Here is a 23,705-nt window from a genome sequence, read left to right as displayed (position 1 = left end):
CTCAGCGATATCGGGAGCGGTTCAGATCCGCCAGTGAAGAAGCTTAGCGCTTCTTCCTGCGGTTCTCGAACGGGTTGTCACCTGCCTTGAAATGGATGCGGATCGGTACGCCCGGCATCTGGAAATCATTGCGCAATCCGTTGATCATGTAGCGGATATAGCTTTCCGGCAACGCATCTGGACGTGTGCAGGACACCATGAAGGCCGGCGGGCGCGCCTTAACCTGGGTCATGTATTTCAGCTTCAGACGGCGGCCGGACACTGCCGGTGGCGGATGCTGGACCTGCGTTCCTTCCAGCCATTTATTGAGCTTGGCCGTCGAGATGCGCTTGTTCCAAACCTTGTCGGTGGCGACGATTTCCTGCATCAGCTTGTCGAGGCCATAGCCCGTCTGGCCGGAAATCGGCACAGCACGTAGGCCGCGCGCCTGCGGCAAGAGCCGTTCGGTCTTTTCGCGCAACTCGGCCAGAACCGCCTGCGGATCTTCGATCAGGTCCCACTTGTTGAAGGCGAGCACGGCAGCGCGACCTTCACGCAACACGAGGTCGGCCAGCTGCAGATCCTGCTTCTCGAACGGGATCGTCGCATCGAAGACGATGACGACGGTTTCGGCAAAGCGGATCGACCGAAGCGAATCCGCGACCGAGAGCTTTTCGAGTTTTTCAGTCACCCGCGCCTTGCGACGCATCCCGGCGGTATCGAACATCTTGATCGTGCGACCGCGCCAGTCCCATTCGACCGAGATCGAATCGCGGGTAATCCCCGCTTCCGGCCCGGTCAGAAGCCGGTCTTCGCCGAGGAACCGGTTGATCAGCGTCGACTTTCCGGCATTCGGGCGGCCGATAATGGCGACGCGCAGCGGCTTGGTCTCGTCATATTCGGCATCATCGTCAGCCTCGTCGCCGAGAACGGAATCCCTGACGTCGACATCCGTGATCGCCTCGTCGCCGTCACCGTCTTCCGGGAACGCTCTTTCCCGGCCGATCGCCTCGACGATTGCGTCGCGCAGGTCGATCATGCCCTGGCCGTGTTCGGCGGAAATCGGAACCGGCTCGCCAAGGCCCAGCGTGAAGGCATCGTAGAAGCCGCCATCCGATCCCTTGGCTTCGGACTTGTTGGCAACCAGCACGACCGGCTTGCCGGAGCGGCGCAAAAGCTCGCCGAAAGTCTTGTCGAGCGGTGTCAGTCCGGACTTGGCATCGACGACGAACAGCGTCAGATCCGCCTCGTCGATCGCGGCTTCCGTCTGGGCGCGCATACGGCCTTCGAGCGTATCGGCACCGGCCTCTTCCAGACCGGCCGTATCGATGATGGTGAAACGCAGGTCAACGAGCTTCGCATCGCCCGGACGACGGTCGCGGGTAACACCCGGCGTGTCATCGACAAGCGCCAGCTTCTTGCCAACCAGACGGTTGAAAAGCGTGGACTTGCCGACATTCGGACGTCCGACGATGGCGACGGTGAAGCTCATAGTGTTTTCCTCAAGCCCTTATCCGCAACGGAATTAGGGCGCCTTGCCGGTGGCGGCGATATTGTCGAGCATGATTTGCGCGCGGTTGACAACATTGCGAGGCGCGCCCGCATCGTTTACGATTTGCTGGAACCACTGCTTGGCCTGCGGCATGTTTCCGGCCTTGTAGGCGGAAAGGCCGAGCGCTTCGCGTGCGGAATTGGCCAGAACATGGCCCTGCGCCGAAAGGATTTCCGCTTCGGCCGCAACCTGCTCGTAAGTGCCGGTATCGACCAGAATGAAGGCGGCGCGCATCTTGGCGAGATCGCGGACAGCCTGTGGCGCTGCATTGTCGTTTCCAACTTGGCGGTAGATCTCGACGGCAGCAGCCGCATCACCCTTGGCCTGCTGCACGGAAGCTGCGCGCATCTTTGCGAGTACCGGATAGGCGCCCGTGCCATCCTTCTCGATTGCAGCGAGGGCTGAAAGCGCCTCGTCGTTCTTGCCTTCCGAAGCAAGCGTCAGAGCCGCGATGAAGCGGTCGCCAGACTGCGAAGAGGCATGGTTGTCCCAATATTCATAACCGCGCCAGGCGGCCGTACCGATGACGATCGCCACCGCGACACCAATCGCGATCCGGCCGTAACGCCTCCAGGCGTTCTTCAGCTGGTCTGAGCGAAGCTCTTCGTTCACTTCACGGAAAAAACTGTCGTCGTTATGCGCCATCGAAGTCTCCGGCCCGCGTCAAGGGGCCAATCCTGGGTCGGTCGTCCGGCCAAAGCTCCGCCTGAGGCAAACAATTGGTCGGGAAAGCGCCTTCTAGCCTATTTTCCTTAGGATGTAAGGCCCCCCATGCAAAACGAGGAAGCTTATTGAAGCAACGCACTGATAAAGCTCGAAACCCACCGATCACGGACGCGTTACTCTGCCCCTTGCCGCCACAATCAATTAGCGTATGCTTTCGAAGGCGAAATTTCGCGCAATGACATGCATCTCTGGACATGACGGCCAGTGTTTAGCTCTTATTGCCGCCTTCGTGCCGACAGACTGCATCTCGTCATTGCGATCGCTCAGAGGAGACTCGGGAGGTCGGCTCGATGCAAAGAGTTTACGCAGCTCTGGCTTTTGCCACACTGGCTATGTTTATGTGTCCACTATCTGCAGAGGCCGGCGATTGGTTAGATTGGCAGTGGTACGGCATCACCGGCCCCTGTGACGATAAGTGTGCCGTTATGGTTTTCGGGGGCAAGTTTGTCGAAACACCCATGGAGGACATCTTTCTCCGAGGTGATCTCTCCCCTTTCAACTGGGATTACGGCGACAGCGGTTTCATCGGCCTGTCCGCATCCCGTACGGTCGCGAGCTTCTGGCGGGAACGTTTTGCGATCGAAACCGAACTCGGTGTCGGCAAGCGGTTTGGCAGCATGCACGAATCCGAAGTGTGGGCGGCCCTGTTTCTCCGCTACAGCGATTTCCCCTGGAATGATTACATCTACACGACCATAGCTGCCTCCACCGGCCTCAACTACGCCAGCGGTATTTCGCAGGAGGAAAAGGCCCGCGCAGGCAATGATCGCGGCGACCGGCTGCTGCATTATCTCGCCCCGGAAATCACCTTCGCATTACCTGAGAACAAGTCGAGAGAGCTTGTCATCCGCTTCCATCATCGGTCCGGTGGCTATGGTTTGGTCAGCGATGCAGATGGTGGCGTCCAGTATTTGACGATAGGGCTTCGGCTGCGGTTCTGATGCCGTCGATTGCAGATAAGCGGCATCCACTGTGTAGGCAATCAAAGCTTCGCCTTATTCGCTGGTCAAGAGCACTCGGATATTGCCAGTTCATTCGTAGAATCAGGAAATAGTGATGCGTCTTCGACCCTTGGCCACCCTGCTTGCCGCACTCACCTTATCGACAGGTGCAATGGCGCAAGATGTGGGGCAAAGGCCAAAGCAGTTGCTGATGATCTCCTTTGACGGTGCGGGCTCGAATGCCCTTTGGCAGCGTAGCCGCGATTTTGCCCGCAACAACAACGCCCATTTCACCTATTTTCTTTCCTGCACACTGGTCATCCCACGCGCCGACAAGGCCCGGTATCAGGGGCCGGACAAAAAAGCCGGCCGCTCCAATATCGGTTTTGCCCAAGATATTCCCGAGGCCAAGGAACGTCTCGGCCATATCTGGCAGGCGCATCAGGAAGGCCACGACATATCGAGCCATACCTGCGGCCATTTCGACGGCAAGGACTGGTCCGAGGCCGAATGGCGGCAGGAAATGGCGAGCTTTCACGATGTGATGACCAATGCCTGGAAGGCGATCGGCGCATCGTCCGACGAGCCGCAGGGCTGGCGCGAGTTCATCGACAACGACATTCGCGGTTTCCGCGCGCCCTATTTCTCCACCAGCGCCGGCATGACGGAGGCTGAGAAGAAGACGGGCTTCCAGTATGACGCAAGCCTCGTCACCAAGGGACCAATGATGCCGGAGACCAAAGGCGACCTTATCCGCTTCGGCCTGCCGCTGATCCCCGAAGGTCCGCAACAGCGGCCGATCATCGCCATGGACTACAATCTCTTCGTCCGCCACTCGGCCGGCATCGACAATCCCAGCCGCTCGGCGGAATTCGAGGAACGTGCCTATTCCGCCTTCCGCGCCGCATTCGACAAGCAGTATGACGGAGATCGCATTCCCATGCAGATCGGCCTGCATTTCGTCGAGATGAATGCCGGCGCCTATTGGCGGGCGATGGAACGGCTCGCCTCGGAAGTCTGCAACAAGGCCGATGTCGCCTGCGTCAGCTATACGGAAGCGATCCGTATGCTGGGTGAGCGCCATTCGTCACCGGCAAACGCCAGCAATTCCGCCGGATAATCGCTATTTGCTGCACTGCCGCAAAATTGCCGCTCACGCGATATTTATCTCTTGTCCCTAGTCTCGGTAGCTTACGCCGCTTCCGACCATCTCCTGCGCACGGTATTACAATTTCATGACACGATTGATGACGTCACGCCTGATCAAGCTTCTGCCATGGCTGGCGCTCGCGGCCATCATCTTTGCAACGGTCTCGCCGATACGCCTGCGCCCGCAGGATTTCGCCTCGGTGGACATCGATCGCGCTGGTGCATTTGCCGCCATGGCGCTGCTTTTCATGCTGGCCTACCCGCGGCAATGGCTGCTTTGCGGCATCCTCGTCATCCTCGGCGCCGGAGGCATCGAATTGCTGCAATACCTGTCGCCGACCCGGCATGCCCATCTCGACGATGCAGTGGTCAAGGCCGCAGGCGCTGCTATCGGCTGCCTGATGGGCTGGGCGTTCAACCGCATGATCGCCCGTTTTCGCGCCCCCGTCGCGGCCTGACCGATCTTCTACCCAATCGTGGACAAATGCCGCAATCAGGCGTTCCGGCATTCCAGATTTCAACAACTTACATATTTTTCATCCCCGCCCCGTCCCCGCCCCCCCAAACCCGCGCGATAATCGGCGCGTCATCGGATGGGAAACCGGCTACGCGAACCGGCCTCCTCAACGGGTTCGAAGAGCCAGGTTCCGGTGATGGTCGCAGACGGTGTGAGCGGAGAGCCTGACAAGTCCTCCATAATTCATCCGAAGCGGTCGGGGCAGGCAAAACCTGAACCACAAAATGCAATCGAATATCCGCCTGCCTCATTCCCGAAAGGGTCAGATCGCACCGGCCATCCCCCCATGATGCGGCCGCGCGATCCCCTCAAAACGCAGAACCGCGCCGGATCGACAAATCCGGCGCGGCCAAAACTGCGTGGTCTCTCCGACTTGGATCAGGTCGGCTTGTTCGCCGCCATCTCGCCACCTTCGGCTTCGCGCTGAAGATAACGCTGGTCGATATCCGGCAGCGGACCACCGTCGATCGCAGCCTCGAATGCCTTCAGGCGCTTGTGGATCGAAAGCAGCTCGATGATCGTCGTCCAGGAATTGACCAGATACTGGAACGAATTCGTCACCTGGCCGAAGGCCGTGGCGATCTGCTGGTAGATACCGTAGGTGATCTTGCCCGCAACGATCGTCGGAACCAGCATCAGGAGCAGGAAGACGGCGTCCGCCTGAATGTAGAAATAACGAGCGACGTTGAAATAGAGGTAATGCCAGTACATGCGGAAATAGTTCTTCCGCACATTGCCATAGAGCTCTTTCACCGTCAGCGGCTGGGCGCGATCCGCATGATCTTCGCCATAGACCAGCTCCTTACGATAGGCGGCCTCGACGCGCTGATTGCGAAAGTTGAGCCCCGGCAGCTTGATGCCGACGGTCGCCAATAGAACGGTACCGAAAACAGACCAGATGATAGCCAGCCAGAACAGGGCATGCGGCACCTCGCCGATGATCGGCAGTTCGGAGACGTAGCTCGACAAGCCAAACAGAATCGGCAGGAAGACGACAAGCGTCATAACCGAGTTGATCAGCGTGATGCCGAGGCCTTCCAGAGTAGCCGAGAAGCGCATCGTATCTTCCTGAACACGCTGCGAGGCACCTTCGATATGCCTGAGTTTTTCCCATTTCGACATATAGAAGTCGTTCATCGCCGTGCGCCAACGGAAGATGTAATGGCTGGTAAAGAAGTCGGTCAGGATGGAAACGCCCATGCTGAGGAAAGCGATCTTGGCGAAGATGATCTGCAACTCGTAAAAGTCCCAAGCCGTGATGCCTGGCTGTTTTGACAACGCGTTTTGCAGGAGATCACCGAATGGACGCCGGAAGTTGTTGATGACGACAGAAATTTGAACACCGAAATACGTGACCGCGATGATCAGCAGCGATCCCCATATCGACCAGTACCGCCACGGATTATCTTTGGCGATCAGGGTCCAGACGGCACCGAATAACACGAGGCAGGACGCCATATAGGCGTAGAAAAACAGATTGGCCGGCACCAGGAAATAGGTGAGGTCGTAAGGCTCCTGTTCCGGCATGACGTAGCCGAAGGAAGCCCCCAGACCTTCAAAGATGAAATACCAGGCGAGAATGGCCACGAAAGCAAAAACTACCGCGGAAATGAAGAAAAATTTCGGGCGGGGAAAGAAGGAATGGAACACGGAGCGGGTGCTTTCCTGAGTTCGGAGCTGCGGGGTGCGGTGTTAGGGCGCGAAATTATGGCAATCGCGTGGATGCGGCAATGGCCGCACCGCTTTGTTACGCATTTGTAACCACGTTCCTACTCAAGGAATACGTTTCGCCACGATTGCCGCCAGCACGACGCAGACGATGAGCACGCCCGTCGCGATCAGCGTCGGAAGCGCGAAACTGCCGCTCTTCTCAGCAGCCCAGCCTGCCACCAGCGGGCCGACGATCTGCCCGACGCCAAAAGCCGCCGTCATTGCGGCAAGCGCCCGGCGCGGGCTTTCAGGCGCAAGCTTGCCGCCCAGCTGCAACCCGTAGGCGGTAATCACCATGAAGGTTGCGCCGAGCAGCAATCCGCCAAACAGCGCACCGGCGGTCGGTGGCAGAAGAACCGAACAGACAACACCGATAGCAAGCACCGTCATCGCCACCGTGTAGGATCTGGCAAGCCCGGCACGGACTGCCAGCGGATGCCAGACGAGAAGTGACACGGCAGCCGCGCAGCCGGTCACGAACCATGCGAGAAATTCGATCACCGGCCCCGCATCCCCCTGCCTTGCGATCGTCACCAGGAATGTCGCGGTAATCACATAACCGAAGCCGAACAGGCCATAGGATGTCGTCAGCAGCACCAGCGGCAGTTTCCATCTGAGCGCAGGCTCCACCCGACGCTCCGTCATGCCATGCGGGCGCGGCAGCATCCATTGCACGACAAGCACCGCCGCAAGTGTGATCGCGGCACCCGCCAGCCAGTTGATCCGCCAGCCATGCGCCGCATCACCCGCCGATGTATTGACGACCAGCGCCAGCGCCGAGGATAGCGCGATCCCCGCCCCCACGCCGCCGAAATGCAGGAAATTCACGACATGCCCTCGGCTGCCGCAGTTTCGTGCAAAGGGAAGCACGATAGACGAGGTCAGGATCATCGCCAGCGCGCTCGCCAGGCCTGCGAGGAAGCGAATCGCCACGAATGCCGGCACGGAGGTGGTGAGCGCCATCGCCGCCAGCAGGATCGCGGTCGCCATCAGCGAGGACAAAGCGATCATTCTTTCACGCCCGGCCGCCCAGCCCTGCCCCGCCAAAATCGCGCCGGCCAGATATCCGGCAAAATTGCCCGCGGCGATATAACCCGCATCGGCCGACGAAATCGGAATGCCTGCAATCATGCCCGGCAGGACCGGCGTGTAGAAGAAGCGGCCGAAGCCCATGGCCGCAGCCATGGCGATTGCGCCGGAAAGGCCGACGAGACGAAGGTTCAAGCGAGCGGTCGTGTCCATGGCATGCTTATGGCAGCGCAACATAGGCCGCACAAATCAGCATTATTCATCGTTGTCGGAATATTTTGAATGATTCTACGCGAAAAGCAGGTGCAGTAACGAATTGGTGCGCCGCATGCGGTCATTTGTCTTGTTGTTGACACGAATGATCGTCATTGTCTGCTTCGTGCCAAATCAACAGACGGGAGGCGCAAAATGGATCGTGACCTGACCGTATCGGAAGTGCTGGTGGACCCGCTGATCGCGCAGCTGCGCAAGGCGGACCTGATCGGCAATGCCGCATTCGCTCAACTGATGGAAAGTGCCGCTCGCATTCATGCGCGCCGCTCGATCGATACTCTAGGCGAAGAGCGTGTGAGCGCCTTCTATTGCGCTATCGAGGCGGCCAATCGCGCCGAATCCTGCGTTCGCTAAAAACGTTTCCGGTCGCCGCTTTCGCCGCGACCGGCTTATGACAATCCTTAATTCGCCAATGTCAGGATAAGCGGCCCGCTCTTGGTCGCGACGATCGTGTGTTCGTATTGCACGGTCGGTGCGTTCGGGTCGCTGTAGAGCGTCCACGGATCGTCATTGTCGCCATCTTCCGCCCATGTGCCGCCGAGCGAAAGAAACGGCTCGACGGTAAAGACAAGGCCCTCCTCCATGATCCGGCGCTCGCTCTTTTCCGGCCAGGTCGGAATTTCCTTCGGCTCGTCATGCAGGGTCAGGCCGATGCCGTGGCTGGAAAGATTGGTGATCAGCGTATAGCGGTTCTTCTTGGCAAACGCGCCGATCGCATTGCCGATACCTGCGATCTTGTTGCCGGCCTTGACCTGCTGCAACCCGGTCCAGAGCGCGCGCTTGCCGTCGCGGCAAAGCTTTTCGATCTCGCGGCGAACCGGCGGCACCGCATAGGATGCGCCGCAATCGCCGAAGAAACCGTCCTTCACGGCAGAAACGTCGATATTGACGAGATCACCTGCCTTGATCACCCTGCCGCCCGGAATGCCATGCGCAACCTCTTCGTTGACGCTGATGCAGGTCGCACCGGGAAACTGGTAGCAGGTCTCGGGCGCCGATTGCGCGCCGTTATCCTCAAGCAGCTTGCGGCCGATATCGTCCAGTTCCTTGGTGGTGATCCCAGGCTCCAGTGACTTCGCCATCGTCTCCATCGCCTGGGCGCAGAGCCGGCCGATCGCTTTCAGCTTGTCGAGTTCATCTTCACTGGAGATTACCATTGCGGGTCGTTTCCTTGTCTTCGTCTTTTTAGTTCGCCTGCGATGTGGCCCGCTCAGCCGATCCGGTCAATTCCTTTCTGACGATCGGCGCCACCTTCGTGCCGTAAAGCTCGATGCCGCGCATGATCTGGTCGTGCGGCATAAGCCCGATCGCCATCTGCAGCAGGAACCGGTCCATCTTGAACACGCTGTGGGCGGCAATGATCTTTTCGGCCACCAGTTCCGGCTCGCCGACGAAAAGATTGCCAAGCGCAGAGCGAGCCTGATCGAAATGTGCCCGGCTCGTCGGGCCCCAGCCCCGTTCGCGGCCAAGCCGGTTCATCACCTCGGACTGCGGACCGTAGAACTGGTCTGCCGCGGCCTGCGTCGTATCGGCAATGAAACCGTGGACATTGATGCTCGTCTTCAGCTTCGCCGGATCGTGGCCGGCATTCTCGCCTGCTTCGCGATAGAGATCGGCAAACGGCTTGAAGCGCGGATATTCCCCGCCGATGATCGCGATCGCCAGAGGCAGGCCGAGCGAACCGGCACGCACCACCGATTGCGGTGTGCCACCAACGGCGATCCAGACCGGTAACTGCTCCTGCAACGGCCGCGGATAGACACCGTGCCTGTTGATCGGCGCGCGCATCTGTCCCTTCCAGCTGACGATCTCCTCGTCGCGAAGTTTTAGCAGCAGATCCAGCTTTTCGGTGAAGAGTTCGTCATAATCTCCCAGATCGTAGCCAAACAGCGGGAAGGACTCGATGAACGACCCGCGCCCGGCCATGATCTCGGCGCGCCCGCCGGAAATCAGGTCGACGGTCGAAAACTGCTGGAATACCCGAACCGGATCGTCGGAACTCAGCACCGTGACGGAACTGGTCAGCCGGATATTCCTGGTGATCGCGGCCGCTGCAGCAAGCACCGTCGAAGGCGAAGAGATCACGTAATCGGAACGGTGATGTTCACCCAGCCCGAAGACGTCGAGCCCCACCTCATCGGCAAGCTTGATCTCCTCAAGAAGATTTTTAAGCCGCCTTGCGCCCTCGACACCCTTGTCGAGAGCGGCCGCGTCCATATCGCCGAATGTATGAAGCCCGAGTTCCATGGAAGATCCTGTCATCTGGACAAAAGGATAAATTGGGATGTTTCCATGCTTCAGATAGAGACCCGCGGCCTCAAGCGCAAACCGCAAACAATCGAACTTACCGTTCGACAAATTCGATAGCTGGCCTAAGTTCCGCTGACAGATCACTGACAATCATCAAGTTCCAAACGGATCCCTGTTCGCTCAGTCGGGAGATGACATGAGCTTCTTCGAAAGCCTTCTCGTCCTGATCCTCGTAGCGATCATGCTCCTGCAGGTGTCGCGGCGGCTGAGGATGCCTTATCCCTCGATGCTGGCGCTGGCGGGCGCGGCCGTGGCGCTCATTCCGGGCACGCCGGTGATCAACATCGACCCGGCAACCGCACTCGCCTTGTTCATTGCCCCCGCCCTTCTCGATGCAGCCTTCGACTTCCCGCTCGGCACGGCCAAGCGCTTCTGGCTGCCGCTTGTCGCCTTCGCCATCGGTGGCGTCATCGTTACCGCCGCATCCGTCGCCTGGGTCGGTTCCACCTTTGCCGGCCTGCCGATTGCGGCGGCCGTGGTGCTCGGCGCGATCGTCGCCCCGCCGGATGCGGCAGCGGCAACAGCAATGCTCTCCGCCGTGTCCATTCCACGCGAAACCGACACGATCCTGCGCGGCGAAAGCCTGTTCAACGATGCCGCCGCCCTGCTGATCTTTGATGCGGCGCTGGCGATCCAGTCGGCTGGTCATCTCGATACCGAAGTCGGGCTGCATCTGGCGCTCGCGGTCCCCGGCGGCATCATCTTCGGCATTCTCGCCGCCCGCCTGATCCGCCGCCTCACTCGGTCCGTCAGCGGCACGCTCGGCGGCAATGTCATGCAATTTGCCCAGACCTTTCTGCTCTGGATCATAGCGACACGGCTGCATCTCTCCGCCGTTCTCGCCGTCGTCGCCTGCGGCATGACGCTGGCACAGATGTCGGAGGCGCGTTCGTCGGCCCGCATGCGGGTCCAGTCCTATGCGGTCTGGAGCGCCGCCGTCTTCGTGCTCAACGTCATGGCCTTCCTGCTGATGGGCATGCAGGCGCGCGCCATCCTGTCCGACATGGAGCCCGGCCATCTGGGCGATGCCATAACCTTCGCCGGTCTTGTCGTCGTCACCGTCATCGTCGTCAGACTGATCGTCTGCATCGGCTTCAACCGCATCCACGCCTATTACGCCCGTCGCGCCGGCCGGCCCGAACCGGCCACCATGAAACAGGCGGTGCTTGCCGGCTGGTGCGGCATGCGCGGCCTCGTCACGCTCGCCACAGCCTTTGCCCTGCCGGCAGACTTCCCCCAGCGTGACATGGTCGTACTCGCCGCCTTCGCCGTCGTTCTTGCAACGCTCGTGGCGCAGGGACTGACACTCATCCCGCTGATAAAATGGCTTGGCCTCGACCGCACGGCAGACAGCCTGCGCGAGGTGACGAAACTGCGCGCCCATATCGCCCGGGCCGGTTTCATGAAGCTCGAAACCGCCACCGGCCCGGAAGCCGAGATGCTGCGCAACAATTTCAAGCTGGAAAAGCACGGCAACCTGCATGCGGAAGGCGCGACCGCGCTCGCCACCTATCGCCGGCTGGCGCTCGATGCGATCAATGCCCAGCGCGAAGTCCTCGAACAATTGCGCGAGGACAACAAGCTCACCGTCGACGAATACAATCTCTTCCTCGAGGAGATCGACTGGCGCGAGCTTTCCGTCCTGCCGGAAGAGGATCGCCGGATCCAGGAAATCTGAGGCGAACCCGGCGACTGAATCATTTTATCAGCCTGCCGGGATATCCATTTGAAACGACTCCGAATTCCTCAGATCATTTTCGCCACCTCAGCCATCTGATCAGCAACGATCCCCCAGCCTTCTTCGAAGCCCATTTGCTGATGCGCCTTCATGTCCTCTTCGTTCCAGTGAACCGCAGTCGCGGTATAGGCATCGGTGAACACCAGCTTGCGGCCCGGCACAATCTCCAGATAGACGCCCGGATTGGGGATTTTCTCGCCGTTCGGACCTTCCATCAGCACGAAACTTTCGCCGCCCGGTCGAAGGTCCGAGCGCGCTTCGGTGACTTTCCAGGGAAGCGGGCAGAACCACTCGCCGAACCGCTCCGGCGTCGTCCACACCTTGAAGAGCTTTTCGGCGGATACGTCGAATTCGCGGGTAAGCTGCAGCGCATAGCTGGCGGTCATGGTTCTGTCTCCCTTCTGAAATCCTGTTCATCGCATCGGATGGTGAACCTAGGACGAAGGAGAAGACAGGAAACCGACAGGTCGGGAGATTTTTTCTCCGGCCCTCAATGACTATCGCAGATAATGGATATGCGGTCGCGCGTGATGCGGCGAAGTCTCCACCCGTGCATCGACCGAGAAGACGTCGCGCAGCAGTTCCTGCGTCAGGATCTCTTCCGGCGCACCCGACGCGACGATCCTGCCCTTTTGCATGACGATCAGCCGGTCGCAGAACATCGCTGCGTGGTTGAGGTCATGCAGCGCGATGATGCTCGTCACCGGCAGACTGGAAACCAGCCGCATAAGGCTGATCTGGTGCTGGATGTCGAGATGGTTGGTCGGCTCGTCGAGAATGAGCTCCTGCGGCGATTGCGCCAGCGCACGGGCGATATGTGCCCGCTGCTTCTCGCCACCGGAAAGGCTCTGCCAACGGTCGTGGCGCTTCTCGATCATGCCGGCACGCTCCAATGCCTGCGCTACCGCATCGTCATCCGCCTTCGACCAGCCGGAAAACATCGAGCGATGCGGAAACCGCCCGAGCTTCACCACATCGATGACCTTGAGATTGGAATTGGTCGTCGCATGCTGTTCGACGAAGGCGACACGCTGCGCCATCGCGCGGCGGCCGATGCTTTTGATATCCCGGCCTTCGAGCGTGACGCTGCCCGAATGCGGCTTCTTCAGCCCTGCAAGCAGCCGTAGAAGCGAAGTTTTGCCGGAACCGTTCGGCCCCAGAAGCCCGAGCATCTGGCCGGGCTGCGCTTCGAAGGAGACGCTGTCGAGAATGGTCTTGGCACCGATCTTCCAGGTGAGATTTTCGGTCCTGATGCTCATGACACCCTCTGGAAACGATAGAGGATAACCGCAAAGAACGGCACGCCGACGAGTGCGGTGACGACACCGATCGGCAGGACCTGCTGCGGGATCAGCGCCCTTGAGGCGATATCAGCCAGCACCATGAAGATCGCCCCGACGACCGCACAGGCCGGCAGCAGCCGGATATGCAGCGGCCCGACGACGAACCGCGCCGCATGCGGCACGACAAGGCCGACGAAACCGATCGTGCCGACCATAGAGACGATCGTCGCCGTCATCATGGCGGTGAGCGCAAAAAGAATGATCCGCGCCCAGGCGACATTGACGCCGAGCGAGGCTGCCGCCTCATCCCCGAAGGCAAAGGCATCGAGCACCCGCGCATAACACAGGCAGACGATCAGACAGATACCGACGACAACCGAGACCAGCATGAATTCCGGCCAGCGCACGCCGCCGAAACTGCCGAGCAGCCAGAACATCACGTCGCGCGCCTGCTGCGCATTGCCGGATGTCGTGACGATATAGGAAGTTGCAGCATTGAAAAGCTGCGAGGCTGCGACACCGGCAAGAATGGTGCGATCCGCCCCGCCCCGCGTGCCGTTGGACAACAGCGCCACGAAGAAGAAGGCAGCAAAGGCGCCCGCGAATGCACCGGCAGACAACGACACCGTACCGGCACCCAGCCCGAGAATGACGATCGCCACCGCCCCTGTCGAGGCGCCGGCGGAAATGCCAAGCACATAGGGCTCCGCCAGTGGATTGCGCAGCAGCGACTGCATGATCGCGCCGGACAGAGCCAGTCCCGCGCCGCAGAAAGCCGCGACCAGCGCGCGGCTGAGACGGTAATCCCAGATCACCGTCTCATGGATGCGGTTGAGTTCGATCGCCGTCCAGCCCAGCCGATTGCTTATCGCCGCGTAGGTGGTCGACAGCGGGATCGGCAGATCGCCTATCCCGACACTGACACCGACGACCAGCGCGATCGCCGCAAGCGAGACCAGCAACAGTGCCGAAAACACGACGAACTGCTGGCCCTGGGAATGTATCGAACGGCGATCCTCGCTCACTTCAGGAGACCAAGTGCCTTGAGCTGTTCGGCCACCTGTTCAGCTCCATAAATGGTGCGCACGGTCGGGTTCATCGCCTGACCGTCCATCACAACCAAAGCCTTATTCTTGACGGCCTGGATCTGGCTGACGGCCGGATCGGTGGTCAGGAACTTGATCTTGGCTTCCGGCTTGTCGAGTTCCCAGCGGTTGCGGTCGAGATTGGCAACGACGATGACGTCGGGATTGGTGGCAATGATGCTTTCCCAGCCGAGCGTCGGCCATTCCGCTTCGGTCTTGATCGCACTTTCGCCGCCAAGCAAATCGGCGATGAAACCGGACGCACCGTTCTTGCCGCCGAGATAGGCGTCAGCGGTCGGCGACGGGCTGGAGAACCAGAAGACGTAGGAGAGCTTCTTGCCGTCCTTGGAAACGCTGGCGCGCAAGTCGGCCTCGCGCTTCTTGAAATCGTCGATCAGGGCCTGGCCGCGATCCGTAACGTCAAAGATCTGCGAAAGCTCGGAGATTTCCTTGTAGAGCAGGTCCATGTTCCACAGATGCTCTCGGCTGCCATATTCGTTCTTCACTTTTTCGGTGGAGAGGCATGTGCTCGGCGAGATGTAGGACGGCACGCCGACCTTGTCGAAATCCTCGCGCTTGGCAACCTTGCTAGTCGGACCGATCAAACTCGGCAGCGCGGCGGCGACGAAATCCGGGTTCTGCGCCAGAATGCTCTCGAAGGTCGGGAATTCGACGGTCAGAAGCTTGACCTTCGCATTGGCGGCCTCAAGCTGCGGCAGCACCTTGCTCGGCCAGAATGCCGTGCCGACCATCTTGTCCTCGAGGCCGAGCAGCAGCAGGATTTCCGCGCTGTTCTGGCCCAGACCGACTGCCCGCTCCGGAGCCTTGTTGAAGGTAACCGATGCACCGCAATTGTCGATCGTCAGTGGATAGGTAGTGGCGGCATTGGCCGGGCTCATGGCAAGCAGGCTCAGACCCGCGCAGAAGCCGGATACGGCCAGAATGGACTTGGATACAGTCACGACGGTGTTTCCTGAGTTAGTGGCGCGACAATGCGCCCCCGCGCTATATCCACGAGCCGGAATTGAAACAAGACAGTTTTCATCATCTTTTTTACTGCGACACTGCGCCATCCTGACAAAATGCCGCATCGCCCACTTGTCGCTAAAACATATTTCCCTTATTCACCGCGCCGGGAGGAGCAACAAACAGTTTTGAGGTTCCCGTTGCCTTCCAGCAAGAACACCCCATCCAAAGCCTCTGCAAGCGGTCTCAACCTGAGCCGTCGCCAGCTTCTCGGTTCAGCAGCCGGCGGTGCGGCCGTCGTCAGCACCACTGCAATCCCCGCCTGGGCACAGGCAAGCTCCGACAAGACGGTCGACGTCCTTCTCGTCGGCGGCGGCATCATGAGCGCCACGCTCGGCGTGCTTCTCTCCGAACTTGAGCCGACCTGGCAGATCGAAATGATCGAGCGCCTCGACAACGTGGCGATGGAAAGCTCCAACGGCTGGAACAATGCCGGCACCGGCCACTCCGCTCTTGCCGAGTTGAACTACACGCCGGAAGATTCGAACGGCAACGTCCAGATCGCCCGCGCCGTCGGCATCAACGAGCAGTTCCAGATCACCCGCCAGTTCCTGGCGCACCAGATCGATGCCGGCGTTCTGAAGGACCCGCGCTCCTTCATCAACTCCACCCCGCACATGAGCTTTGTCTGGGGTGACGAGAATATCGAATTTCTCGGCAAGCGCTTCGAAGCGCTGAAGGCGAGCCCGCTGTTTGCCGGCATGCAGTTCTCGACCGATCAGGCAGAGATTGCCAAATGGGTTCCGCTAATGATCGAAGGCCGCGACCCGGCCCAGAAGCTCGCCGCCACCTGGAGCCCGCTCGGCACCGACGTCAACTTCGGCGAGATCACCACGCAATATGTCGCATCGCTGAAAAGCCGCGACACGTTCAAACTGCACACCAACTCGGAAGTCACCGCGATCGAGAAGAATGAGGACGGCACCTGGACCGTCTTCTTCGACGATACCAAGAGCGGTTCGGCCGGTTCGATCAAGGCGAAGTTCGTCTTCCTCGGCGCAGGCGGCGGCGCGCTTCCGCTGCTGCAGATGTCCGGCATTCCGGAAGGCGACGATTATGCCGGTTTCCCGGTCGGCGGCTCCTTCCTCGTCTGCGACAATCCGGAAATCGTCAACCAGCACCTCGCCAAGGCCTATGGCCAGGCGGAAACCGGTGCTCCGCCGATGTCGGTCCCGCATCTCGATACCCGCGTCTTCGACGGCAAGCGCCACATCCTGTTCGGACCTTTCGCCACCTTCTCGACCAAATTCCTCAAGGACGGTTCGCTGTTCGACCTGCCCTCGACGATCACGCTCGACAACATCTGGCCGATGGCCAAAGTAGGCACCGACGAGTTTGCGCTGGTCCAGTATCTCGCCGGCCAGCTGATGATGTCCGACGACGACCGTCTGGCCGAACTGCGCAAGTATTTCCCGAACGCCAAGGCTGAAGATTGGCGCTTCTGGCAGGCCGGTCAGCGCGTCCAGATCATCAAGAAGGATGCAGAAAAGGGCGGCGTGCTGAAGCTCGGCACAGAGATCGTCGCTGCCGAAGACGGCACGATTGCGGCCCTGCTCGGCGCATCTCCGGGTGCTTCGACCGCAGCGCCGATCATGCTCGACGTGCTGAAGAAGGTCTTTGCCGAAAAGCTCAAGACCCAGGAATGGCAGGACAAGCTGCACACGATCGTTCCGAGCTACGGCAAGAAGCTCAACGAGAACCCGGACATGCTGGTCCGCGAATGGGCAGCGACCGAAGAGCGCCTGCAGCTCGCCATCAAGGCCCCAACGATCGACCCGGCAGCCTACGGCCAGCCGGCAGCGACCGCCCCGGCCGGCGAAGTCAAGAAGGTTCCCGATATCGCCCTCTAAGCTGTGGAATATCTCGAAAGAGACTGGAAACGGCTCCGCTCACGCGGGGCCGTTTTGCTTTCTGGCTCCACAACACTACCTTTCACCGCCAGAGACCGATGAACGACGCAAGGCGGCCCATGAAGGCGATCCAGTTCGAAGCCGAGGTCATCCACTGGCGTGGCCCCGCCCCTTTTTTCTTCGCCCCGCTCCCGAAGTATGAGGCCGACGAAATCGCCCGCCTGTCAAAGCTCCTCACCTATGGCTGGGGCATGATCCCGGTAGACGTTAAGATCTCCGGTACCGAATTCTACACGGCACTCTTCGTCAAGCAGGGCACCTATTTCCTGCCCTTGAAGGATGCCGTGCGCAAGAAGACCGGCATTACCGCCGGCGACATCATCTCGGTCGTGATGACGCTGCGTCCGCCGAAGCGCTGAACATCCCACACAGAACCTTTCCGTCGAAGGGACCTTTCGTACAGCTCTGGCACCTTATTCGCCTGCTAAGGTCGTGCCCTCGCGAAGAATTTGTCGATGTCTTTCGCCCGCGCTTCCATCCATCTCCAAATCCAGACCATCGCCAGCATTGTGAAAAGCCAGCCGAAGACGACATCTGAAAGGAAATGGGCGCCGAAGAGAACGCGATTAAATGCAATAAACAAAAGACACGGCGTCAGAGCAATCGCCGCGATCCGGCGCAGCTTTGCAGGAACGAGCACCAGAAGAGAAAGCGCAGCAGCAGCAGCAGCAGCCTCTCCGGATGGGAAGGAGCAGTTACGAACACATGCGGCGGAAAACTGTAATACTGGCGTAAAGTCCGCGTTCCCGCCGAATTCGACCAAATCTCGAGGACGCGCTCGACCGATTAAGACTTTCAGGATTTCAACAACGATGATCGGGCCAACGAAAAAGCTCAGGAGAACGAAGAGTGGTTTGTGGGGTTGGCAGAACCGGTATCGTCTTGGCAGGAAGATGTGCAAGCCGATAAGTAGCAGCATTGCAATGATAATGCAGATCAGGCTCTGGCGGCTGAAATCCCTCAGCCCTTTCAAAACCGGTTGTTCCGTCAGAACGAAGACCGCGCCATTGGCAAACCAGCGCGACACAGCCAGATCGATCGTCGGAAATATCATGAAAACAAAGCTAACGCAGATTATCGACCTGGCGATGACGGTCAACGCTCGATTGACGCCTGTTTGGGGGGCGTACCGCCACAGGTCATCGGACGCTACGGACAAGTAGCTGTTTTCTGTTCTTCGCATGCCGGTCTCTCCTGACTGTGGGACAGCGGCTAGGTGGAACCCGAGTGTCAAGAAACGGCGAAGATCGGATCAAGGACCTGTCCGGAATCGGTTATCCGTCCGTCTGAGGATTGTCCGCAATTACGGAAGCCCATATTGTCCGACGTATTGGCGGCGCAATGTAAAATAGATGAATGGCCGCAAGGCGTTAAAATGAATAACAATCTTGTTCTCATCGTCGAGGATGAGCCGGCAATAGCAAAGATAATTGAAGGATATCTGCTGCGTGAGGGCTTCAGAACCGTGCAGGCCGCTGACGGTGAAACCGCCCTGCAGCATCACGCACTTCTGAAGCCAGACATTGTATTGCTAGACGTACGCATTCCCAGAATAGACGGGTTTGGTGTGCTGGCCCGCCTTCGACAAACGAGTTCCACGCCGGTCATCATGGTCACGGCTCTTGCAGACGACATTGATCGCTTGAGCGGATTACATTTGGGTGCCGACGATTACGTTGTGAAACCGTTCAACCCGCAGGAAGTCGTTGCGCGGGTCAAGGCTGTTCTGCGGCGAGTTTTGGGAGAGCGGCAGGACGCCATTCGCCGTTTCCGTACGATAGAGGTAGATTTCGGCAGCTACGCGGTCTTCATCAACCGGGGCGGGCAGCGTGTCCCCTTGTCCCTCACGCTCAGCGAATTCCGGATTCTCGCACACATGATCCGTCACCCGACCCAGGCATTCGGACGTGCCGATATCCTTGACGCATGCTTGCCTGAAAGTGACGCGCTTGTGCGGACTGTAGACACCCATATTTCCAACCTTCGACGCAAGTTGGAAGAGATCGGAGAAACTGGTTTCTTCCCTGCCGTGCGCGGTGTCGGCTATCGTTTATCCGATCCCCAATGAATATAAGAAAATACAGCGCCCTGCCGCTCGCCACCCTTACTGCGATCGTGATTGCAACAATGCTCATGCTGAGCGTCGGCATCGCCTATCTCGGCGTCACATCGTATTCCAAATACCTAGACGAGAGCATTAACGACGGTCTTCCGCCGGAAGCAGCGGCCGCATACAGGATATTGAATGAGGGTCGGGTTCCGGATGAGGCCTCCCTCAAGACCCTTGTTGAATATTTTGACGCGCAGGCAGCTCCGGCGGATTTCAAAATTCAGATTGCAGCTCTGATATGCGGCCTGCTTTCGGCCCTGGTCTGCGCCGTTATCGGCATCTTTCTGGCGAGACGGATCGCACGCCCACTGGAAGATCTGACGATTGCCGCCGAAGCCCTCAAGTCTGGCGATTTTTCAGCTCGCGTCTCTGCGTCATCGAGCGGGACTTCCGAAGTATCAAGCCTTGTCGAGACATTCAACGCGCTGGCGACAAGCCTCGAAAGGATGGAAGAAAGACTGCATTTCAACAACATGGCGGTTGCGCACGAGCTGCGTACACCGCTTACCATCCTGCAAGGCGCGTTGCAGGGCATGCTCGACGGCGTTTTTCCATTGGATCGAAAAATCTTGGCCGATCTTCTGCTTCAGGTGGAAGGTCTGGGGAAGATTGTGGAAGACTTGCGCACCCTGTCGCTGGCTATCGGTCAGCAACTCGTGATGCAACGCCAGATTCTCGATGTGGCGGAAATCGTGGAGAACGTTCTCTCGGCGGCCAAGCCCATGCTTGACGCCAGCAGGTTGGAGGTCGAAACAGGCCTGCACCCCGCCCCCATATCCGCAGACCCCTCACGGATTCGTCAGGCCGTTCTGGCGCTCATGGAAAACGTAAGCCGCTATGCTGAAACCGGCGGTTGGCTGCGTTGTGAGACAGAGCGACTGCCGGACGAAAGCGTAATCATCCGCGTGCTTGATCGCGGCCCCGGTTTTCCCGAGGATATGGAGGCGGTTGCCGTCAATCCATTTTGGAGAGGTGATCCGTCCCGGTCACGCGAAACGGGCGGCACGGGGCTGGGTCTTTCAGTTGTAAAAGCCATTGCAGTTGCTCACGGCGGGCATCTGGAACTCGAAAATCGGCAAGGCGGAGGGGCTATGGTTACCATCCACCTGCGTCCTTAATAGAGAGCGGATCGTGGGCCTGCACCGTTCAACGATCGAGCGCAGGTTTCAACGAATCTAATTTCGTCAGCTCAGTGTGACGGTAAAACTCTCGACTAGACGGTCTGAGTCATCGGCGTGTTCAGCTTGTCCAGTTGCTGGCGAATATGGGCGCATTCGGCCGGCGAATTGGCGAGCGTGATCGCCCGGTCGAAGGCAATTCGCGCCTCCCCACTCTTGCCTGTCTGCATCAGCAAGGCGCCGCGCACACCGTGGAAATAAAAATATCCGTCGAGCTTCTCCGCAAGCGGTTCGATCAGGTCCAGCGCCGCATCCGGCCCCTTGAGCTTGGACAGGGCAACGGCCCGGTTGAGTGTTATGACAGGTGATGGCGCGAGCTTTTCCAAAAGTTCGTAAAGCAGCGTGATCTCACCCCAGTCGGTCTCCTCCGGGTGGCTAGCGCGCGCATGCAGCGCCGATATCGCCGCCTGGACCTGATAAGGTCCGGGCTTGCGATGGCGGATCGCCTTGTCGAGCATGGCGAGTGCTTCCGTGATCAGTTGCCTGTCCCAGCGGCTGCGGTCCTGATCTTCGAGCAGCACGATCTGGCCCTCGTCGTCGAACCGGGCCCCGGCACGCGAATGCTGCAGCAGCATCAGTGCGGTCAGCCCCATGACCTCCGGCTCGGCTGGAAAGATCCGCAGCAGCAGCCGAACAAGTCTTATCGCCTCATCACAGAAGGCAGCGCTCTCCGGATTGGTGATGCCGGCGGAATACCCTTCGTTGAAGACCAGATAAATCATCGACGTGACGGTCTTCAGCCGTTCGGCGCGCTCATGTACATCCGGTGTTTCGAAGGCGACGCCGGCCTTGGCGACGCGCCCCTTGGCGCGGGTAATCCGCTGCTCCATGGCGCTCTCGGACACTAGGAAAGCGCGGGCGATCTGCGGCACCGTCAGCCCCGAGACGATCCGAAGCGCGAGCGCGATCTGCTGAGTATTCGGCAGGTCCGGATGGCAGCAGATGAACATCAGTCGCAAGATATCGTCTCGGTAATGCGCATTATCGAGACGGTCGGCGATATTTTCTTCCGCATCGGAGAGATCGGAAAACGCCGCCTCTTCCGGCAGCGGCTCATTCTTGGCCCGTTTGCGGATCTGGTCAACGCCGCTATTGCGCCCGACAAAGATCAGCCAGGCGGCGGGATCACGTGGCGGCCCCTTGTCGGGCCATGTGCGGATTGCGCGAAGGCAGGCCTCCTGAAACGCTTCCTCCGCCATATCCAGATCACGGAAATAGCGCAAAAGCGCCCCGAGTGCCTGCGGCCGCGCCGCCGTCAGCGCCAGTTCGATATAGGCGAGATCCGTCATGACGATCCGCCTTCCGCCGTTTTGATCTCGTTCGGATGGAATACATAGAAGGGCCGGATTTCGTAGGAACTCGAACCGGGATTGACCGCTGACAGCTCTTTCGAAAAGGCCACCGCTTCATCGAGACTGTCGAACTCGGCGGTATAAAAACCGAGCAGCACCTCCTTCGTTTCGGCAAACGGGCCGTCGAGCACCAACGGTTCGTCCTTGCCCTTCCTGACCGTGGTTGCCGCCGTCGTCGGCATCAGCCGCCCGACCGGGCCAAGCTTGCCGGCCTTCGCCAGCGGCTCCTGCACCGCATGAAGCCTCTCCATGACGGAAGCCTCCTCTTCCTTCGACCAGGCAAAAACGGTTTCCTCATGGGCGTAGCACAGGATGGCATACAGCATATTTCTCTCCTTCTCCCTTGGAAGACGAGAAGGTAACCACCGATCCGACAGTGTGCATCAGAAAAACTGGATGTCGCATTTATTGGCAATATCTGCGACAATAGAGATTACGACGAAAGGACAGGCAATGGCGTCGGAAAGCATTCACGTCCGTGTAACGGGCAAGCTTCAGGATCATATTCGCCAGCAGACAGGCGAAAATGGACTTTATGAAAATGCCAGCGAGTATATTCGCGCGCTGATCCGCAAGGATATCCAGAAAAACGACGATGCCTGGGACTGGCTGAAACAACATATCGAACCCGGATTGCGGGCCGACGAAAGCGAGTTCAGAGAGGTATCTGCGGCAGACGTCATTCGCCGTAACAAGCGAGCCTAAATTGGATGGCCGCCTATCTTTTCTACACTACGGCAGACGCGGCTCAGGACCAAATTTGGCAGGATACGGTCTCGACCTGGGGAGAGGCACAAGCCGAAACCTATATCATCGGCCTGCATCGCCATCTCGAAAGAATCTCCCGACAGAAGTCCCTCTGGCGTCGCCTGCCGTCATCGCTGTCCGCTCCCAAAGATCTCACTATCGACGTCTGGTTCAGCCGCTACAAGCATCACTATATTATCTTCCGCCAACTCTCGGGCGGTCGCATCGGTGTCATCAGCATTCTGCATGAACGAATGGATTTGCCGGTGAGATTGGCAGAGGATTTATTACGCATCTCCCCTCAGGACACGAATGAGTCTTGAAGCTCGAATGACATGTGAGGAAACTGCCCATGACCGATCTTTCCGCCTTCCCCATCACCTCCAAATGGCCGCCAAAGGATAAGGGCGTGCTGCAGCTTTATTCGACCCCGACGCCGAACGGCGTGAAAGTGTCGATCATGCTGGAGGAAACCGGGCTGGCCTATGAGCCGCATTTCATCAATATCGGCGCCGACGAGACTTGGGAGCCAGAATATCTGTCGCTCAATCCCAACGGCAAGATCCCGGCCATTCTCGATCCGAACGGTCCGGACGGCAAACCGCTGGCGCTATTCGAAAGTGGTGCGATCCTGATCTATCTGGCGGAAAAGACCGGTAAGCTTCTGCCTGCAGATCCGGCAAAACGCTACGAGACGATCCAGTGGGTGATGTTCCAGATGGGTGGCATCGGCCCGATGTTCGGCCAGCTCGGCTTCTTCCACAAATTCGCCGGTAAGGATTTTGAGGACAAGCGCCCGCGCGACCGCTACGCCAAGGAAAGCGCCCGGCTGATCCGTGTGCTCGAAACGCGGCTGGAAGGTCGCGACTGGGTCATGGGTGACGAATACACGATCGCCGACATTTCCATGCTCGGCTGGGTGCGTAACCTGATCGGTTTCTACGGCGCCGGTGAGCTTATCGCTTATGACGAGCTGAAGAACGTGCCGAAATGGCTGGAACGTGGGCTTTCTCGTCCGGCCGTGCAGCGTGGCCTGGAAATCCCGAAACGCCCCGCCTGATATCCTCTGAGAACGGCTGACTTCACAACC

The 23,705-nt window shown here is 59.2% G+C and carries 25 protein-coding genes; 12 read left to right on the top strand and 13 right to left on the bottom strand.

Annotation, left to right across the window (positions count from 1 at the left end):
- Positions 1-43 precede the first annotated feature (43 nt).
- Both der and MRBLMR1_RS03950 read right to left on the bottom strand, forming a co-directional pair.
- Positions 44-1,471 (bottom strand): ribosome biogenesis GTPase Der, encoded by a 1,428-nt coding sequence (gene der / locus MRBLMR1_RS03955; protein ID WP_148145671.1) that lies wholly within the window; start codon positions 1,469-1,471, stop codon positions 44-46.
- Between the two features lie 33 nt (positions 1,472-1,504).
- Complete coding sequence (locus MRBLMR1_RS03950; protein ID WP_148145672.1) at positions 1,505-2,176, bottom strand: tetratricopeptide repeat protein; 672 nt, start codon at positions 2,174-2,176, stop codon at positions 1,505-1,507.
- Between the two features lie 371 nt (positions 2,177-2,547).
- Between MRBLMR1_RS03950 and MRBLMR1_RS03945 the strand changes: the two genes are divergently transcribed.
- The 3 genes from MRBLMR1_RS03945 to MRBLMR1_RS03935 all read left to right on the top strand — a co-directional run bounded on the left by MRBLMR1_RS03945 (position 2,548) and on the right by MRBLMR1_RS03935 (position 4,805).
- Positions 2,548-3,198 carry a hypothetical protein gene (locus MRBLMR1_RS03945; RefSeq protein WP_500063696.1) on the top strand — a complete coding sequence of 217 codons (651 nt, stop codon included), beginning with the start codon at positions 2,548-2,550 and terminating at the stop codon, positions 3,196-3,198.
- Positions 3,199-3,313: 115 nt separating this feature from the next.
- A complete protein-coding gene (locus MRBLMR1_RS03940) occupies positions 3,314-4,318 on the top strand; it encodes a polysaccharide deacetylase family protein (RefSeq protein ID WP_148145674.1) in 1,005 nt (334 codons plus the stop codon).
- A 127-nt stretch (positions 4,319-4,445) separates the two neighbouring features.
- Entirely contained in the window at positions 4,446-4,805 is a 360-nt protein-coding gene (locus MRBLMR1_RS03935) for a VanZ family protein (RefSeq protein WP_148145675.1), read from the top strand.
- 437 nt (positions 4,806-5,242) lie between these two features.
- Here the strand turns inward: MRBLMR1_RS03935 and sbmA are convergent, their stop codons facing one another.
- Together sbmA and MRBLMR1_RS03925 are read right to left on the bottom strand one after the other, a co-directional pair.
- Complete coding sequence (gene sbmA, locus MRBLMR1_RS03930) at positions 5,243-6,514, bottom strand: peptide antibiotic transporter SbmA (protein ID WP_148145676.1); 1,272 nt, start codon at positions 6,512-6,514, stop codon at positions 5,243-5,245.
- A gap of 123 nt (positions 6,515-6,637) precedes the next feature.
- On the bottom strand, positions 6,638-7,816 hold the full coding sequence (locus MRBLMR1_RS03925) for a YbfB/YjiJ family MFS transporter (protein WP_500063693.1): 1,179 nt from the start codon (positions 7,814-7,816) through the stop codon (positions 6,638-6,640).
- A 195-nt stretch (positions 7,817-8,011) separates the two neighbouring features.
- Here MRBLMR1_RS03925 and MRBLMR1_RS03920 point away from each other — a divergent pair, with 195 nt between their 5' ends.
- Positions 8,012-8,230: a hypothetical protein gene (locus tag MRBLMR1_RS03920; RefSeq protein ID WP_148145678.1), complete on the top strand. Its 219-nt coding sequence runs from the start codon at positions 8,012-8,014 to the stop codon at positions 8,228-8,230.
- A 47-nt stretch (positions 8,231-8,277) separates the two neighbouring features.
- Here the strand turns inward: MRBLMR1_RS03920 and map are convergent, their stop codons facing one another.
- Together map and MRBLMR1_RS03910 are read right to left on the bottom strand one after the other, a co-directional pair.
- Positions 8,278-9,033, bottom strand: coding sequence for a type I methionyl aminopeptidase (map, locus tag MRBLMR1_RS03915; protein WP_148145679.1), 756 nt, complete (start codon positions 9,031-9,033; stop codon positions 8,278-8,280).
- Positions 9,034-9,061: 28 nt separating this feature from the next.
- On the bottom strand, positions 9,062-10,123 hold the full coding sequence (locus tag MRBLMR1_RS03910; RefSeq protein WP_148145680.1) for an LLM class flavin-dependent oxidoreductase: 1,062 nt from the start codon (positions 10,121-10,123) through the stop codon (positions 9,062-9,064).
- A gap of 199 nt (positions 10,124-10,322) precedes the next feature.
- Between MRBLMR1_RS03910 and MRBLMR1_RS03905 the strand changes: the two genes are divergently transcribed.
- Positions 10,323-11,864 carry a cation:proton antiporter domain-containing protein gene (locus tag MRBLMR1_RS03905; RefSeq protein WP_148145681.1) on the top strand — a complete coding sequence of 514 codons (1,542 nt, stop codon included), beginning with the start codon at positions 10,323-10,325 and terminating at the stop codon, positions 11,862-11,864.
- 68 nt (positions 11,865-11,932) lie between these two features.
- Here MRBLMR1_RS03905 and MRBLMR1_RS03900 read toward each other — a convergent pair whose 3' ends face one another.
- The 4 genes from MRBLMR1_RS03900 to MRBLMR1_RS03885 all read right to left on the bottom strand — a co-directional run bounded on the left by MRBLMR1_RS03900 (position 11,933) and on the right by MRBLMR1_RS03885 (position 15,254).
- Positions 11,933-12,310, bottom strand: coding sequence for an SRPBCC domain-containing protein (locus MRBLMR1_RS03900; RefSeq protein ID WP_500063690.1), 378 nt, complete (start codon positions 12,308-12,310; stop codon positions 11,933-11,935).
- Positions 12,311-12,421: 111 nt separating this feature from the next.
- A complete protein-coding gene (locus MRBLMR1_RS03895; protein ID WP_148145683.1) occupies positions 12,422-13,183 on the bottom strand; it encodes an ABC transporter ATP-binding protein in 762 nt (253 codons plus the stop codon).
- Positions 13,180-14,211, bottom strand: coding sequence for an iron ABC transporter permease (locus tag MRBLMR1_RS03890; RefSeq protein ID WP_148145931.1), 1,032 nt, complete (start codon positions 14,209-14,211; stop codon positions 13,180-13,182). The genes MRBLMR1_RS03895 and MRBLMR1_RS03890 overlap by 4 nt, the downstream gene beginning before the upstream one ends.
- Before the next feature lie 17 nt (positions 14,212-14,228).
- Positions 14,229-15,254 carry an ABC transporter substrate-binding protein gene (locus tag MRBLMR1_RS03885; RefSeq protein WP_500063688.1) on the bottom strand — a complete coding sequence of 342 codons (1,026 nt, stop codon included), beginning with the start codon at positions 15,252-15,254 and terminating at the stop codon, positions 14,229-14,231.
- Between the two features lie 204 nt (positions 15,255-15,458).
- On the opposite strand from MRBLMR1_RS03885, the gene mqo reads away from it, so the two are divergent.
- Entirely contained in the window at positions 15,459-17,168 is a 1,710-nt protein-coding gene (gene mqo, locus MRBLMR1_RS03880; protein ID WP_500063686.1) for a malate dehydrogenase (quinone), read from the top strand.
- A gap of 98 nt (positions 17,169-17,266) precedes the next feature.
- On the top strand, positions 17,267-17,587 hold the full coding sequence (locus MRBLMR1_RS03875) for a DUF1905 domain-containing protein (protein WP_500063684.1): 321 nt from the start codon (positions 17,267-17,269) through the stop codon (positions 17,585-17,587).
- Positions 17,588-17,652: 65 nt separating this feature from the next.
- Here MRBLMR1_RS03875 and MRBLMR1_RS03870 read toward each other — a convergent pair whose 3' ends face one another.
- Positions 17,653-18,411, bottom strand: a complete 759-nt coding sequence (locus tag MRBLMR1_RS03870; protein ID WP_210297825.1) for a phosphatase PAP2 family protein — start codon at positions 18,409-18,411, stop codon at positions 17,653-17,655.
- Positions 18,412-18,603: 192 nt separating this feature from the next.
- Between MRBLMR1_RS03870 and MRBLMR1_RS03865 the strand changes: the two genes are divergently transcribed.
- Positions 18,604-19,296 carry a response regulator gene (locus MRBLMR1_RS03865; RefSeq protein ID WP_148145935.1) on the top strand — a complete coding sequence of 231 codons (693 nt, stop codon included), beginning with the start codon at positions 18,604-18,606 and terminating at the stop codon, positions 19,294-19,296.
- A 65-nt stretch (positions 19,297-19,361) separates the two neighbouring features.
- The gene (locus MRBLMR1_RS03860; RefSeq protein WP_500063682.1) at positions 19,362-20,456 is read left to right on the top strand and encodes an ATP-binding protein; all 1,095 of its coding nucleotides are present in this window, start codon (positions 19,362-19,364) and stop codon (positions 20,454-20,456) included.
- 95 nt (positions 20,457-20,551) lie between these two features.
- Here the strand turns inward: MRBLMR1_RS03860 and MRBLMR1_RS03855 are convergent, their stop codons facing one another.
- Complete coding sequence (locus MRBLMR1_RS03855; protein ID WP_148145686.1) at positions 20,552-21,805, bottom strand: RNA polymerase sigma factor; 1,254 nt, start codon at positions 21,803-21,805, stop codon at positions 20,552-20,554.
- The gene (locus MRBLMR1_RS03850; RefSeq protein WP_148145687.1) at positions 21,802-22,194 is read right to left on the bottom strand and encodes a YciI family protein; all 393 of its coding nucleotides are present in this window, start codon (positions 22,192-22,194) and stop codon (positions 21,802-21,804) included. The genes MRBLMR1_RS03855 and MRBLMR1_RS03850 overlap by 4 nt, the downstream gene beginning before the upstream one ends.
- Before the next feature lie 127 nt (positions 22,195-22,321).
- Between MRBLMR1_RS03850 and MRBLMR1_RS03845 the strand changes: the two genes are divergently transcribed.
- From MRBLMR1_RS03845 to MRBLMR1_RS03835, 3 genes are read left to right on the top strand one after another with little or no spacing between them, the layout of a single operon-like run.
- The gene (locus MRBLMR1_RS03845) at positions 22,322-22,573 is read left to right on the top strand and encodes a ribbon-helix-helix domain-containing protein (RefSeq protein WP_148145688.1); all 252 of its coding nucleotides are present in this window, start codon (positions 22,322-22,324) and stop codon (positions 22,571-22,573) included.
- A gap of 5 nt (positions 22,574-22,578) precedes the next feature.
- Complete coding sequence (locus MRBLMR1_RS03840; protein WP_148145689.1) at positions 22,579-22,938, top strand: type II toxin-antitoxin system RelE/ParE family toxin; 360 nt, start codon at positions 22,579-22,581, stop codon at positions 22,936-22,938.
- A gap of 29 nt (positions 22,939-22,967) precedes the next feature.
- Positions 22,968-23,675: a glutathione S-transferase N-terminal domain-containing protein gene (locus tag MRBLMR1_RS03835; RefSeq protein ID WP_148145690.1), complete on the top strand. Its 708-nt coding sequence runs from the start codon at positions 22,968-22,970 to the stop codon at positions 23,673-23,675.
- Positions 23,676-23,705: the final 30 nt, after the last annotated feature.

This window comes from Neorhizobium sp. LMR1-1-1.1 (assembly GCF_040675795.1).
GTDB classification, from domain to species: Bacteria; Pseudomonadota; Alphaproteobacteria; order Rhizobiales; family Rhizobiaceae; genus Neorhizobium; species Neorhizobium cellulosilyticum.
This window is presented reverse-complemented; position numbering and strand designations above follow the sequence as displayed.

Excerpts from the sequence above, each read along its gene's own strand:
- MRBLMR1_RS03905 (WP_148145681.1), top strand. The coding sequence starts at position 10,323 with ATGAGCTTCTTCGAAAGCCTTCTCGTCCTGATCCTCGTAGCGATCATG.
- MRBLMR1_RS03920 (WP_148145678.1), top strand. The coding sequence starts at position 8,012 with ATGGATCGTGACCTGACCGTATCGGAAGTGCTGGTGGACCCGCTGATC.
- map (WP_148145679.1), bottom strand. The coding sequence starts at position 9,033 with ATGGTAATCTCCAGTGAAGATGAACTCGACAAGCTGAAAGCGATCGGC.
- MRBLMR1_RS03895 (WP_148145683.1), bottom strand. The coding sequence starts at position 13,183 with ATGAGCATCAGGACCGAAAATCTCACCTGGAAGATCGGTGCCAAGACC.
- MRBLMR1_RS03840 (WP_148145689.1), top strand. The coding sequence starts at position 22,579 with ATGGCCGCCTATCTTTTCTACACTACGGCAGACGCGGCTCAGGACCAA.
- MRBLMR1_RS03940 (WP_148145674.1), top strand. The coding sequence starts at position 3,314 with ATGCGTCTTCGACCCTTGGCCACCCTGCTTGCCGCACTCACCTTATCG.
- MRBLMR1_RS03855 (WP_148145686.1), bottom strand. The coding sequence starts at position 21,805 with ATGACGGATCTCGCCTATATCGAACTGGCGCTGACGGCGGCGCGGCCG.
- MRBLMR1_RS03950 (WP_148145672.1), bottom strand. The coding sequence starts at position 2,176 with ATGGCGCATAACGACGACAGTTTTTTCCGTGAAGTGAACGAAGAGCTT.
- MRBLMR1_RS03845 (WP_148145688.1), top strand. The coding sequence starts at position 22,322 with ATGGCGTCGGAAAGCATTCACGTCCGTGTAACGGGCAAGCTTCAGGAT.
- MRBLMR1_RS03945 (WP_500063696.1), top strand. The coding sequence starts at position 2,548 with ATGCAAAGAGTTTACGCAGCTCTGGCTTTTGCCACACTGGCTATGTTT.
- MRBLMR1_RS03925 (WP_500063693.1), bottom strand. The coding sequence starts at position 7,816 with ATGGACACGACCGCTCGCTTGAACCTTCGTCTCGTCGGCCTTTCCGGC.
- MRBLMR1_RS03875 (WP_500063684.1), top strand. The coding sequence starts at position 17,267 with ATGAACGACGCAAGGCGGCCCATGAAGGCGATCCAGTTCGAAGCCGAG.
- MRBLMR1_RS03850 (WP_148145687.1), bottom strand. The coding sequence starts at position 22,194 with ATGCTGTATGCCATCCTGTGCTACGCCCATGAGGAAACCGTTTTTGCC.
- MRBLMR1_RS03870 (WP_210297825.1), bottom strand. The coding sequence starts at position 18,411 with ATGCGAAGAACAGAAAACAGCTACTTGTCCGTAGCGTCCGATGACCTG.
- der (WP_148145671.1), bottom strand. The coding sequence starts at position 1,471 with ATGAGCTTCACCGTCGCCATCGTCGGACGTCCGAATGTCGGCAAGTCC.
- MRBLMR1_RS03900 (WP_500063690.1), bottom strand. The coding sequence starts at position 12,310 with ATGACCGCCAGCTATGCGCTGCAGCTTACCCGCGAATTCGACGTATCC.
- MRBLMR1_RS03835 (WP_148145690.1), top strand. The coding sequence starts at position 22,968 with ATGACCGATCTTTCCGCCTTCCCCATCACCTCCAAATGGCCGCCAAAG.
- MRBLMR1_RS03865 (WP_148145935.1), top strand. The coding sequence starts at position 18,604 with ATGAATAACAATCTTGTTCTCATCGTCGAGGATGAGCCGGCAATAGCA.
- MRBLMR1_RS03935 (WP_148145675.1), top strand. The coding sequence starts at position 4,446 with ATGACGTCACGCCTGATCAAGCTTCTGCCATGGCTGGCGCTCGCGGCC.
- MRBLMR1_RS03860 (WP_500063682.1), top strand. The coding sequence starts at position 19,362 with ATGCTGAGCGTCGGCATCGCCTATCTCGGCGTCACATCGTATTCCAAA.
- MRBLMR1_RS03910 (WP_148145680.1), bottom strand. The coding sequence starts at position 10,123 with ATGGAACTCGGGCTTCATACATTCGGCGATATGGACGCGGCCGCTCTC.